The following is a 12,590-nucleotide window of genomic DNA, read 5'->3' as shown; positions in this document are numbered from 1 at the left end:
ACGATGACCGGAACGACCATCCCCCTCCCCGTCACCGCCGTCACCTGCCTGGAGGACCGCAGCCAGGTCGAACGCACCACCACCGTCAACCTCACCGCAGGCGTCCAGCGGCTGCGACTGGGCCCGCTCACCGCGCTCGCCGTCGACCGCACCCTGCGCGCCGAGACCACCGCCCCCGGCACCCGCGTGCTGGACGCCCGGATCGTCCGCGACTGGATCCCACGCGCCCCGCTGCCGCCCGGCCCGGAGGACTCCCGGCTGCGCCACCGGCTGCACGAGCTGGAGACCGCGAGCCGCCTCGCCGACCAGACCCGCGCCCGCCTGGAGGCCCGGCTGGCACTGCTCGCCCAGCTCTCCGCCGACCTGCTGCGCGAGATCGGCGAGGGCGCCGGGATCGGCGAGCTCGAACGCACCCGTTGGGCCCGCGAACTGGACCGGGTGGACGCCGAACGCGAGCGCCACGGCGAGGAGCTGCGGACCACCCACTCCCGGCTGCGCCGCCTGGACCAGGAGCGCTCGCAGGCCCTGCTCACCCTCGACCAGGCCGAGGAGGAACCGGCCGAACTGGTCGCCCACCTGGAGCTCACCGTCGAGGCGGCGCAGCCCGGCCCAAGCGGGCTGGCCGTCACCCATCTGGTGCCGTGCGCCCTCTGGCGTCCCTCGTACCGGGCCACCCTGGACGGCGGGAGCCTGCGGCTGGAGTCGGAGGCGGTGGTCTGGCAGCGCACCGGCGAGGACTGGACCGGCGTCCGGCTCACCTTCTCCACCGCCCGCTCGGCCCTCGCCACCGACCCGCCCGCCGTCGCCGAGGACGTCCTGATGCTGCGCGAGCGCACCGCGGAGGAGCGCCGCACGGTCGAGGTGGAGCTGCGCGAGGAGGCGATCAGCGCGCTCGGCCCGGCCGCCGGGGTACCGGGGGTGGACGACGGCGGGGAGGTCCGGGTGCTGCCCGCGCCCGCTCCGGCCACCGTGCCCTCCGACGGCCGGGCGCACCGGGTGCCGCTCGGCGCCTTCACCGGGCAGGCGAGCAGCGAGTACGCGTGCGCGCCGGAGCTGTCCCCGCTGGTGACCCAGGTGGTCCGGTTCCGCAACACGGCCGGGCACCCGCTGCTGGCGGGTCCGGTCGAACTGGTCCGCGGCAGCGGCTTCACCGGCCGGGGCGAGCTGGGCTTCACCGCCGCCGGGGCCGACGCCGAGCTGGCGTTCGGCAGTTCGGACGGCTACCGGGTGGTCCGCGAGGCCGAGGAACGCCAGGCCACCGCCGGGCTCACCGGCCGCCAGACGACCACCCGGACGGTGCGGCTGCACCTCTCCCGCTTCTCCGGCCCGGAGGAGCGGGACGAGCAGGTCGTCGCGGTCCGCGAGCGGGTGCCGGTCTCCGAGGTGTCGGCGGTGGAGGTGCGGCTGCGCAAGGAGGAGTGCTCCCCGTCGCCGGACGCCTTCGACGCCGAGGGCATCCTCCGCTGGGACGTCCCGCTCGGGCCCGGCGCCCGTCGGACGGTCACGCTGGTCTACGAGGTCTCCGCCACCGCCAAGGTCGCCGGACTCTGAGGAGCCCGGCCTCCGCCGCCGTCTGAACACCGGTCCGCTCGTGACGACCGCTCAGGACCAAACCGGGTAGAACAGGAACATGATCCTCCACCTCGCACCCCTGGACGACTGGCTGTCCGACCCCGGTCGGCCGTACACCACCGCGTCGTTGCTCACCGACGGGTTCATCCACTGCTCGGCGGACGAACAGACGGCGCTCGCGGTGGCCAACGCCTTCTTCGCCGACACTCCCGACCCGCTGATGGCACTGCTGATCGAGGAGTCACAGGTGGAACCGATGGTCAAGTGGGAGGCCCCGCACGGCGCACCGCCGCCCGGGGCCACCCCCGGCCTGCTGTTCCCGCACGTCTACGGACGACTCAACCGCTCCGCCGTCAAGGGCCTGCTGAAGGTCGAACGCGGCCCGGACGGCCGCTGGGCCGCCCTCACCCCCTGGAGCTGACGCCCGACCCCCGACGTCCGCCCGGCCCGGTGCACAGCCAACTCCTGTCACAACCAACCCCGCTCCCGGGCCGCCATACCGGCCTGGAAGCGGGTGGTGGCGCCCAGCGAGCGCATCAGGCTCTGCAACCGGCGCTGGGTGGTGCGGGCGCTCCAGCCGAGCGACCGGGCGATCGACTCGTCGGTGAGGCCGGCCGCCAGCAGGCCCAGCAGCTTGCGGTGGTCGGCCTCCGGCTCCAGCGTCGCGTCCCCGGTGCCGATCGCGGCCTGCAACTGGACGGCACGCTCCCACTCCGCCTCGAACAGCGTGTCCAGCGCCTGGAGCAGCGCGGAGGGGTGGATGACGTACGCGGCGTCGAGGACGCTGTCGCCCACGCTGATCGGGATGATCGCCATCCGGTCGTCCGAAATGATCATCTTCATCGGCAGCGACGGCCGGACCCGGGCCTCCTCGCCGTCCGCGACCCCGGCCAGGATGTTCCGCTCCAGTCGGCCCGGCCAGGCCACCGCGTCCCGGTCGTAGACGGTCCGCAGCCGCAGGCCCTCCCGCAACCGCCGCCGCTGCAACGGGATCGGGGTCACCGGATCCTGGATGTACGGCGGGCGGTCGAAGCCGCGGACCTGGTACTGGCTGGTCTCGGTGATGTGCTCCAGCCGCTGCGCGATCGCCTCGCCACCGGTCAGCACCTCCACCGAGTGCGCCGGATCGGTGTACCGCGAGGCCTCCCGGAAGGCGTCCATCAGACGGTGCATCTCGGCCCGGGCGTGCCGCAGTTCGGACTCGCGGTGGCCGATCAGGGTGCCGATCGCGACGTCGGGGGCGACCGGCAGGTAGCGCTGCCGGTCCACCGGCGCCCGGGTCGCCATGCCCTGCTGCGCCAGGCGGTCCAGGGCGCGCACGCTCTGCTGGAGCGTCAGGCCACAGCCCTCGGCCAGTTCCTCCGCGGTGGACTGCGGATTGGCCACCAGCGCCGCGTAGACCTGTCCGTCCGGCTCGGCCAGTCCCAGTGCGCTGAGTGGTGCATCCGACACGACGCCGTCTCCCCCGTTCGCCCCCCCACCGGCGCCGGCCCTGGCGCAGTCCCGCCACTGGGCGGATGGTGGTCCGGTGGCAATCCTCTGCCACGGATCATGGCGCTGACAAGGCCGTGACCAGGGGTTGCGCCCCGCCTCGCACCCCGCCCACCCCCACCGAACGACCGAGGGCCTCCCCGCCTTTCGACGGGGAGGCCCTCAGCAGAAGCCCGAATATACCGACCGGTCTACAGACTCCGGGGGAGAATATGCCGACCGGTCTACATAGCCCAATCGGAATATACCGACCGGTCTATAGAAATATACCGACCGGTCTACAGACCGACCTCGCGCATCAGCTGACCGACCTCGGGGTTGGTCAGACGGCGCAGCCAGCCCGACTTCTGGTCGCCCAGCGCGATCGGGCCGAAGTGCGTGCGCACCAGCTTCTCGACCGGGAAGCCGGCCTCGGCCAGCATCCGGCGGACGATGTGCTTGCGACCCTCGTGCAGGGTCACCTCGACCAGGTAGTTCTTGCCGACGTTGGAGATCACCTTGAAGCTGTCGGCGCGCGCGAAGCCGTCCTCCAGCTCGATGCCCTGCGCCAGCTGCTTGCCCAGGTCGCGCGGGATCGGGCCCTGGATGGCGGCCAGGTAGGTCTTGGTCACGCCGTACCGGGGGTGGGTGAGACGGTGGGCCAGCTCGCCGTGGTTGGTGAGCAGGATGATGCCCTCGGTCTCGGTGTCCAGACGGCCGACGTGGAACAGCCGGGTCTCCCGGTTGGTCACGTAGTCGCCGAGGCACTGGCGCCCGTCCGGGTCCTCCATGGTGGAGACCACGCCGGCCGGCTTGTTGAGCGCGAAGAACAGGTACGACTGGGTGGCGACGGTCAGGCCGTCCACCTTGATCTCGTCGTTCTGCGGGTCGACCCGCTTGCCCTGCTCGGTGACGAGCTTGCCGTTGACCTGGACCCGGCCCTGCTCGATCAGCTCCTCGCAGGCGCGGCGGCTGCCGATGCCCGCCCGGGCCAGCACCTTCTGCAGGCGCTCGCCCTCGGGCTCGCCGAAGGTCTTGGGCAGCTTGACGGCCGGCTTGTCGTGCCGGGCGAGGACGGCGTCCTCGATCTTGGCCTGCAGCTCGCGCGAGCGCTGCGGCTGGCGGCGCGGGTCGCCCGGGGCGCCCTGGCCCTCACGGCGCGGGCGCGGGGCCGGGCTGGGGCGCCGACCGGAGTAGCCGCCGCGGGCGGGGGTGGCGTTGGGGCCACCGCCGAACTCGGGGCGGTCGTAGCGCCGCTCCTCGGGCCGCAGCGGGCGGTCCGGGTACCGGTTGTCGTCGCGCCGGTCGTCCCGGCGACTGTCACGCCCGTACGAGCCGGAGCCGCCGCGCGAACCGGCACCGCTGCCGCCGCCGTACGAGCCGCCGCGCGAGCCGGAGCCCGAGCCGGACCCGCCGCCGCGCGAGCCGGAGCCCGAGCCGGACCCACCGCCGTACGAACCCCCACGCGAGCCCGAGCCCGAGCCGGACCCACCGCCGTACGAACCCCCACGCGAGCTCGAGCCCGAGCCGGACCCACCGCCGTACGAACCCCCACGCGAGCCCGAGCCCGAGCCCGAGCCGCTGCGGCCGCTGCCGCTGCCGCCGTAGGAGCCGCCGCCCCGGCCCCCGCCCTGTCCGCTGCGACCGCTGCCGCCGCCGCTGCCGTTCCTGCCGTTGCCACTGCTACGCATCAAAGTGTCCGTACGTCGTTACCGTCTGGGATGTGCGGTCGTTTCGGCCGACCTCACCGCCCCCTACCGATCAGGCGCAGCCCGACCGGCCTCGCCACTGCCGCCCACGGCCTGCACGGCAGCGGCGGCGACCGCCTCCGCGATCATCGTGCCCTCCAGGGACTCCGCTTCCACGTCGTCGACCTCGGGCAGGAAGGGAGCAAGCTCCGGCAGCTCGTCCAGGCCGCGGAGCCCCATCCGTTCCAGGAAGTAGTTCGTCGTCCGATACAGGATCGCACCTGTTTCGGGCTCGGATCCGGCCTCTTCCACCAGTCCTCGCTGTACCAGGGTACGCATCACGCCGTCACAGTTCACACCGCGGACGGCGGAAACCCTAGATCTGGACACCGGCTGCCGGTAGGCGACGACCGCCAGGGTCTCCAATGCGGCCTGCGTGAGCCGGGCCTGCTGGCCGTCCAGCAGGAAGCGGTCGACGGCCGGAGCGCAGGTGTCCCGGCTGTAGAACCGCCACCCGCCGGCGACCAGCCGCAGGTCGAATCCGCGGCCCTGGGCGGTGTATTCGGCGGCCAGTTCGCGCAGCGCAGCGGCCACCTGCGCCCGGGGCCGCTCCAGCACGCCGGCCAGCCGCTCCTCCCCGGCAGGCTCGTCGACGACCATCAGGATCGCCTCCAGCTCGGCCTTCAACCCGGCCCCGGGCGTCTCCTCGCCCCCGGCCGGATCAGCGACGCCGACCACATCAGTGACGCCGGAGGTCGACGGGGCCGACTTCTGGTGCACGACCCGGGCCTCGCCCTCCGCCGACGCACCCACGGACGCCGCTACCGGCTCCACCACCGACCCCGCCGCCACCGGATCCGTCACGGGCCCCGCCACCGGCTCCGCCAGCAGCTCGAAGGCCGGCTCCAGCCACTCCCCGGCCCGCGGCCGCCCCGGCAGCCCGAGCGGGCGCCGCACCGGCCGCCCGCCGACCCCGCTCCCGCTCGGGCTCGGGCTCCCGCTCCCACCACTCATCGACTCTCCTCCCGCTCCCGCTCACCCACCGGCCGGTCGAACTCGTCCGTCACCTCGACCACGCCCCGGTCCTCCTCCGCCACCCAGCGCACCAGCAGTTCGCCCAGCGCCTCCGGCTGCTCGAAGGCCAGCACCCGCTCCCGGTACAGCTCCAGCAGCGCCAGGAAACGGGCGACGACCACCAGCTCGTCCGACGCGTCCTCGACCAACCGCTGGAACGACGCCTCGCCGAGCTCGGTGAGCAGCCCGACCACCAGCCCGGCCTGCTCGCGCACGCTGACGGGCGGGCTGTGGATGTGGTCGACGTACACGACGGGCTTCGGCTTGGGTTCCATGGCCCTGGCCGCCAGCTGCGCGAGCCGCTCCGGGCCGATGGTGATGACCACCTCGGGCAGCAGCCCGGCATGCCGGGGCTCCAGCCCGACGGTGCGTGGGCGTCGGGCCAGCTCGGCGGCCCAGCGCTCGCCGAAGAGGGCCGCCGCCCGCTTGTACGCCCGGTACTGCAGCAACCGGGCGAACAGCAGGTCACGGGCCTCCAGCAGCGCCAGGTCCTCCTCGTCCTCGACGTCGGCGACGGGCAGCAGCCGGGCGGCCTTGAGGTCGAGCAGGGTCGCGGCGACGACCAGGAACTCGGTCGCCGCGTCCAGGTCCCAGTCCGGGCCCATCGCCCGGATGTGTGCCATGAACTCGTCGGTGACGGTGGCCAGCGCCACTTCGGTGACGTCGAGTTTGTGCTTGGCGATCAGACTGAGCAGCAGGTCGAAGGGGCCTTCGAAGTTGTCCAGCCGCACCCGGAAGCCGCCCCGCGGCTGTTCCTCGGTCGCGTTCACGGCGGTGGTGGGTGGTTCGGCGGTGCTCGGCATGACGGTCCATCTTCACCCGGCCCGGCCGCCCGCCCCGCCCCCGGGGCCGTCGACACGCCGCCGTCACGCCGTCGTCACGCCGTCGACGCCTCCCGGCGTCGGCCCTCGGCATCGACATCGACGCCACCGCAGGACGTCACCACAGGACGTCGACACGCCACACCAGGGATGCCACACCGGGACCGCCGCACCGGAGGCACCGCACCAGCAGCACCAGAGGCACCACTGACGGCCAGGAAGGGGCCTAGCGGCCGCGCAACCGCCGGACCAGGATGGAGGCCTCGCCGCGCTGCTCCAGGTCCGCCAGGACGACCGCGATGGCCTCCCGGACGATCCGCCCGCGGTCCACGGCCAGGCCGTGCTCACCGCGCAGCACCAGCCGGGCGTGCTCCAGGTCCATGAGCTCCTCGGCGGACACGTACACGGTGATCTTCTCGTCGTGCCGCTCGCGCCCGCTGGGGCGGCGCGGCGCGCGGCCGCGCGGCCGGGCGCGCCCGGTGCCGCCGGCCTGCTCCTCGGCGGCGCCGGGGTGCTGGCGGCCGGCCGGCACGGTGCCCTGGGGCCCGGCGGACGAGGCGGAGCGCTGGGCCGGCGGCTGGGCGCCCGCCGGGGCGCCGGCGGCCGGCTGCTGGTCCTGGGACGGCTGCCGCCCGGCCTCGCCGGTGCGCTGGGTGCCCTGAGCGTCCTCGGCGCCTTCGGCGCCGTCCGTGCCGTGGACGGTCCGCGCGGTCTCCGCTCTGGCTGCCTCGGCGGCCGGACGCGGCGCGAGGGACGGCGACAGCGCCATCCCGCCGGTGGTCCGGAACAGCTCGTCGGCCCCCGGGAGACTCACTCGGCGGGGCGGCACCGGTCGAGCACCTCCCTGGCGAGCTGGCGGTAGGCGGCGGCACCGACCGAGTTGGTCGCGTACGTGGTGATGGGCTCGCCGGCGACGGTGGTCTCCGGGAAGCGCACGGTCCGCCCGATGACGGTGTGGAAGACGTGCTCGCCGAACGCCTCGACGACGCGCGCCAGCACCTCGCGGCTGTGCACGGTGCGCGAGTCGTACATGGTCGCGAGGATGCCGTCCAGGCGCAGCTCGGGGTTGAGCCGCTCGCACACCTTCTCGATGGTCTCGGTCAGCAGCGCGACGCCGCGCAGCGCGAAGAACTCGCACTCCAGCGGGACGATGACGCTGTGAGCGGCGGTCAGCGCATTGACCGTCAGCAGGCCCAGCGAGGGCTGGCAGTCGATGATGACGTAGTCGTAGTCGGGCAGCAGCGGCTTCAGCGCGCGGGCCAGCGCGGACTCCCGGGCCACCTCGCTGACCAGCTGCACCTCGGCGGCGGAGAGGTCGATGTTGGACGGCAGCAGGTCCATGCCCGGCACGGCCGTCTTGAGCAGCACTTCATCGGCCGTCAGGCCCCGCTCCATGAGCAGGTTGTAGACGGTGACGTCGAGCTCCATCGGGTTGACGCCGAGGCCGACCGAGAGCGCGCCCTGCGGGTCGAAGTCGACGAGCAGCACCCGGCGGCCGTACTCGGCCAGCGCGGCGCCCAGGTTGATGGTCGACGTGGTCTTGCCGACGCCGCCCTTCTGGTTGCACATGGCGATGATCTGCGCGGGGCCGTGCTCGGCCACCGGGGCGGGGATCGGGAAGTACGGCAGCGGGCGGCCGGTCGGGCCGACCCGCTCGCGGCGCTGGCGCGCGGCGTCGGGGGCCAGCGTGGCGGCGTACTCCGGGTCCGGCTCGTACTCGGCGTCCGGGTCGTCGTAGGCGCCGTAGGCGAACTCGCCGTAGGCCAGGCCGTAGGCCGCCAAGTCGGCGTCGTGATCGGTCACCGTGGTCACCTGCGCTGTGTTCTGGCGTGCTTCGAAGGTGCGGAGTGCGACCGAGCCGACCTCGGCCGAGCCCACGGAGGGCTGCCGGGCCCCTGGCTCCTCACTCGGCTGGCCGGCGGTGCGCTCCGCCAGTCCTGGCTGACCACCCCCGGGAGCAAATGTCGACTCATTCACAAGTCGTCTTACCTCCTTGGGCATCCAGGACTCTATGTCGATTCGTCAGCGTGGCAGCATGCCGACGGTTTGCGACTCTAGGCCGTTCAAGGCGTTCGCAGCAACACAATCCACGGTAGTGGGCCGGATGTGTCGACTATCGGGCGGGCCGATGTCAAGGGATGAGTAGGCCGTTGACCCTAACGTTTCTGCGGTGGGGTGACACGACCGACAGAAATTGACGACAGAGCGACCCGTCCGCTCCACCACCCGTTCACGGGCACGGCGAAGCCCCCGGCCCGAGGGGATCGGGTCGGGGGCGAACGACCGCCGGACGGTCTACCGGATCGCAGGATCTCTGGATCACCGGATCGCAGGATCAGCGGATCTCTGGATCACCGAATCGCAGGATCACCGGATCAGGCGAGCACGCTCTCCAGCGAGACCGACTCCAGGCCGAAGGCCTCGGCCACGGCCGGGAAGGTGATCTGGCCCTCGTGCACGTTCAGGCCCTTGGCGAGCGCCGGGTCACGGCGCAGCGCCTCCTTCCAGCCGCGGTTGGCCAGCTCGACGACGTACGGCATCGTCGCGTTGGTCAGCGCGTAGGTGGAGGTGTTCGGGACGGCGCCCGGCATGTTGGCCACGCAGTAGAAGACCGAGTTGTGGACCTGGAAGGTCGGCTCGGCGTGCGTGGTGGCGTGCGAGTCCTCGAAGCAGCCGCCCTGGTCGATGGCGATGTCGACGAGCACGGAGCCCGGCTTCATGCGGGAGACCAGCTCGTTGGTGACGAGCTTCGGGGCCTTGGCGCCCGGGATCAGCACCGCGCCGATGACCAGGTCGGCCTCGATGACGGCCTTCTCCAGCTCGAAGGTGTTGGAGACGATGGCCTTGATCTTCGTGCCGAAGATGCGGTCGGCCTCGCGCAGCTTGTTGATGTCGCGGTCGAGCAGGGTCACCTCGTAGCCCATGCCGATGGCGATGGTGGCCGCGTGCCAGCCGGAGACGCCACCGCCGATGACGACGGCCTTGGCCGGGTGGGTGCCGGGCACGCCGCCGGGCAGCACGCCGCGGCCGCCGGCCGGGCGCATCAGGTGGTACGAGCCGACCTGCGGGGCGAGACGGCCCGCGACCTCGGACATCGGGGCGAGCAGCGGCAGCGCGCCGTTGCCGAGCTGCACGGTCTCGTACGCGATGGCGGTGGTGCCCGAGGCGATCAGCGCGTCGGTGCCGGCGCGGTCGGCCGCCAGGTGCAGGTACGTGAAGAGGGTCTGGCCCTTGCGCAGCCGGTGGTACTCGGAGGCGATGGGCTCCTTGACCTTCAGCAGCAGGTCGGCGGTGGCCCACACCTCGTCGGCGGTGGGGAGGATGGTGGCGCCGGCGGCCACGTACTCCTCGTTGGGGATCGAGGAGCCGACACCGGCGTTGTCCTCGATGTAGACCTCGTGTCCGTTGCGGACCAGCTCATGCACGCCGGCGGGCGTGATGGCCACGCGGTACTCGTGGTTCTTGACCTCGCGGGGGATGCCGACCTTCACGGCTAAACACGTCCTCTTGCCATGGGGGTCCCTACCGGAGAAGACCGGCGGGCGACGCGCACGTGGGGAAGCCTCCGGGGCAGCCCGGGGCGGGGATCGCTGCGCGACTGAGTTCGAGTGTAATGAAGCCCAGTCGGCGTGTCAGCCTTCCAAAGTGAATAAATCTGCCGAACACATTGGCAGGTTCGTAGGCTTCCCTTGCGATCTTCCCACCAAAGATGTGTTAACCGGGCATCTTCGACAATACCTCCGAAAGACCCCTCACCACCCGGCGTCGACCCGTTCCCGCAGGTCCGCGAGGGCGGCCCCGACGGCCTCCCGGCCGCGCTCGTCGCCGAGCCTGCGCAGCACCGCCAGCGCGGCCCGGTACTCGCGGTCCGCCTCGTCGAAACGGCGCTGCGCGGTGTGCGCCTCGGCCACCCGGGCGAGCAGCCGGGCCTCGGCGGCGGGCTCCCCCATCGACTGCCGCAGGCCGAGTGCCCGCCCGTACCAGTCGGCGGCGCGCACCGCGTCGCCGAGCGCCCGGTGGCAGCCGGCCGCACCCTCCAGGGCCCGGGCGCAGAGCGGTTCGTCCCCGGCCGTGCGGGCGTGCTCCAGGGCGGCCCGGTAGTGCGTGACGGCCTGCTCCCAGCGGCCCGCGGCGGCCTGTAGGTCGCCCAGGTTGAGCAGCGCGGCCGAGGCCCGGCGGGGTCTGCCGTGCCGCTCGGCGACGGTCAGCACCAGTTCGTGCAGCCGGTAGAGGTCGGCGGGGGCGGCGGCGCCGGTCAGCGGCAGCGCCCGCAGCAGCGCGGTGACCAGCCGGCCCGCCGAGCCGTCCAGGTCGCCCTGGCCGATCGCGTCGGCCACCGCCCCGAGCAGCAGGTCCCGCTCGCCGAGCAGCCACTCCCGGGCGTGCTCCGCCGAGCCCAGCCGCAGGGCGGCGGGCAGCGGGTCCGGCCCGGGGCCGCTGCCCGCCGGGTCCAGCAGGGCGCGGGCCGACTCGGTGAGCCGGACCAGCCGCTCCAGCAGCCGGGCCCGGGCGAGCTCGGTCTCGGCGGGCCGGTCCTCCTGCTCGCGCAGCCGGACCAGCCTCGGGTAGAGGCGCCCGGGCACCCGGTAGCGCGGGCTGCCGTCGGCGGCCGGCGCCTCCTGGCCGAGCAGCTCCCGTTCGGCCAGTGCGGCGAGCGTCACGGCCGCCTCCGGTGCCGGGCAGCCGACCAGGGCGGAGGCGGTGCGCGGGTCGGCGGTCTGCGCCGGGGCCAGGGTGAGGGTGCGCAGCATCCGCGCCTGGGCGGCCGGGAGGGTGCCGTACAGCAGGGTGAACGCGCCGATCAGCGGGTCGCTGTCGGGGACGGGCACCGGCTCGGCCGGCTCCGGGCCGGGCTTCACCCAGGCCGCCTGCTCCCCGGCCGTCTCGCCGGCGGCGGGCTCCGGCGGCGGGCCCTCGGCCGGCTTCTCCCCCGGCGGTGGGGGCGTCGCGGCCTTCCCGGGCGTCGACACCTGGGCAGCCTTCGGCCCCTGTACGGACTTCGCGGCCTTCCCCGACGCCGCGCCCTGCACGGGCTTCGCAGCCTTCCCCGGGGCCGCCCCCTGTACCGGCTTCGCGGCCTTCCCGGGCGTCGGCGCCTGGGCGGTCTTCGGCCCCTGAACGGGCTTCTCCGCCTTCTCCCCCTCCCCCTTCGGCGCCGCCGACCGTGCCGACTCCTCGCCCACCACCCGGGTGAGCTCGCGCGCCGCCTCGGTGACGGCCGCCTTCGGGTCGCCGCGCAGCCATCCGGCCATCAGCCGCAGGGCGGCCGGCCGGGCCGCGCAGGCCTCCGCCAGGTCGGCGCCGCCGACCGGGTCGCAGGAGATCCGGGTGCCGCCGACCAGGTCGGCGAGCAGTTCGCCGGAGGCCTGCCGGTCGAGCCCGCCGAGGATCACCGGGTCGATGTCCTCGATGCCGGTGAGCGGCCCGGCGGTGGTGGCGAGCACCAGGCAGCCGGGTTCGTCCGCGAGCAGCGGCCACAGCTGCCCGGCGTCCCGGACGTCGTCCAGCACCAGCAGGACCCGGCGGCCCACGAGCGCCTCGCGCAGCGCGACGCAGGCGGGCTCGTCCCGCCCGTCCCCGGTGGCGCCGGGCAGCGGCACGGGGGCCTCGGGATCGAGCTGCTCCAGCAGCAGGCGGGCGGCCCGGGCGGGCGCCACCCGGCCGCCGTCGGGGGCGGACAGACGTGCGAAGAGCACACCGTCGGGGTGGTCCGCGGCGGCGGTGCGGGCGAAGCGGACCGCCAGCGTGGTGCGGCCGGAGCCGGGGCGACCGGCCAGGACCAGCACCGGGCTGCGGCCGGTGGCCGGGCGCGCGGCGGCCGCCCGCAGCGCGGCCAGTTCGGTGCGCCGCCCGACGAACAGCGCGGGCCCGGCCGGCAGCCGGTCGAGGCCCGGAACGGCCCCGACGGGCGCGTCGGGGCCGGGGTCCATCGTCGCCGTCTTCCTCGCCACCCGTGCCACTCCCG

10 protein-coding genes are annotated in these 12,590 nt (G+C 73.9%); 2 read left to right on the top strand and 8 right to left on the bottom strand.

What is annotated here, in order from left to right; all coding sequences use genetic code 11:
• Positions 1-3: 3 nt before the first annotated feature.
• Both ACIP37_RS28545 and ACIP37_RS28540 read left to right on the top strand, forming a co-directional pair.
• Positions 4-1,551: a mucoidy inhibitor MuiA family protein gene (locus ACIP37_RS28545; protein WP_400811468.1), complete on the top strand. Its 1,548-nt coding sequence runs from the start codon at positions 4-6 to the stop codon at positions 1,549-1,551.
• A 79-nt stretch (positions 1,552-1,630) separates the two neighbouring features.
• Positions 1,631-1,993, top strand: a complete 363-nt coding sequence (locus ACIP37_RS28540; RefSeq protein ID WP_350883713.1) for a DUF952 domain-containing protein — start codon at positions 1,631-1,633, stop codon at positions 1,991-1,993.
• 47 nt (positions 1,994-2,040) lie between these two features.
• Here ACIP37_RS28540 and ACIP37_RS28535 read toward each other — a convergent pair whose 3' ends face one another.
• From ACIP37_RS28535 to ACIP37_RS28500, 8 genes are all read right to left on the bottom strand, one after another.
• Positions 2,041-3,024 (bottom strand): helix-turn-helix domain-containing protein, encoded by a 984-nt coding sequence (locus ACIP37_RS28535; protein WP_159398525.1) that lies wholly within the window; start codon positions 3,022-3,024, stop codon positions 2,041-2,043.
• Positions 3,025-3,341: 317 nt separating this feature from the next.
• Complete coding sequence (locus ACIP37_RS28530) at positions 3,342-4,733, bottom strand: pseudouridine synthase (RefSeq protein ID WP_400844684.1); 1,392 nt, start codon at positions 4,731-4,733, stop codon at positions 3,342-3,344.
• Between the two features lie 63 nt (positions 4,734-4,796).
• Positions 4,797-5,468, bottom strand: a complete 672-nt coding sequence (scpB, locus tag ACIP37_RS28525) for an SMC-Scp complex subunit ScpB (RefSeq protein WP_400811587.1) — start codon at positions 5,466-5,468, stop codon at positions 4,797-4,799.
• Positions 5,469-5,740: 272 nt separating this feature from the next.
• Positions 5,741-6,607 carry a segregation and condensation protein A gene (locus tag ACIP37_RS28520; RefSeq protein WP_400811463.1) on the bottom strand — a complete coding sequence of 289 codons (867 nt, stop codon included), beginning with the start codon at positions 6,605-6,607 and terminating at the stop codon, positions 5,741-5,743.
• A 244-nt stretch (positions 6,608-6,851) separates the two neighbouring features.
• The gene (locus ACIP37_RS28515; protein ID WP_400811461.1) at positions 6,852-7,439 is read right to left on the bottom strand and encodes a hypothetical protein; all 588 of its coding nucleotides are present in this window, start codon (positions 7,437-7,439) and stop codon (positions 6,852-6,854) included.
• The gene (locus tag ACIP37_RS28510) at positions 7,436-8,503 is read right to left on the bottom strand and encodes a ParA family protein (protein WP_030245868.1); all 1,068 of its coding nucleotides are present in this window, start codon (positions 8,501-8,503) and stop codon (positions 7,436-7,438) included. The genes ACIP37_RS28515 and ACIP37_RS28510 overlap by 4 nt, the downstream gene beginning before the upstream one ends.
• A gap of 497 nt (positions 8,504-9,000) precedes the next feature.
• Positions 9,001-10,116: an alanine dehydrogenase gene (gene ald / locus ACIP37_RS28505; protein ID WP_363624116.1), complete on the bottom strand. Its 1,116-nt coding sequence runs from the start codon at positions 10,114-10,116 to the stop codon at positions 9,001-9,003.
• Positions 10,117-10,377: 261 nt separating this feature from the next.
• Complete coding sequence (locus ACIP37_RS28500) at positions 10,378-12,576, bottom strand: tetratricopeptide repeat protein (protein ID WP_400811460.1); 2,199 nt, start codon at positions 12,574-12,576, stop codon at positions 10,378-10,380.
• Positions 12,577-12,590: the final 14 nt, after the last annotated feature.

The organism is Kitasatospora sp. NPDC088861, assembly GCF_044750105.1.
Lineage (GTDB): Bacteria > Actinomycetota > Actinomycetes > Streptomycetales > Streptomycetaceae > Kitasatospora.
This window is presented reverse-complemented; position numbering and strand designations above follow the sequence as displayed.

Excerpts from the sequence above, each read along its gene's own strand:
- ACIP37_RS28545 (WP_400811468.1), top strand. The coding sequence starts at position 4 with ATGACCGGAACGACCATCCCCCTCCCCGTCACCGCCGTCACCTGCCTG.
- ACIP37_RS28540 (WP_350883713.1), top strand. The coding sequence starts at position 1,631 with ATGATCCTCCACCTCGCACCCCTGGACGACTGGCTGTCCGACCCCGGT.
- ACIP37_RS28530 (WP_400844684.1), bottom strand. The coding sequence starts at position 4,733 with ATGCGTAGCAGTGGCAACGGCAGGAACGGCAGCGGCGGCGGCAGCGGT.
- ACIP37_RS28520 (WP_400811463.1), bottom strand. The coding sequence starts at position 6,607 with ATGCCGAGCACCGCCGAACCACCCACCACCGCCGTGAACGCGACCGAG.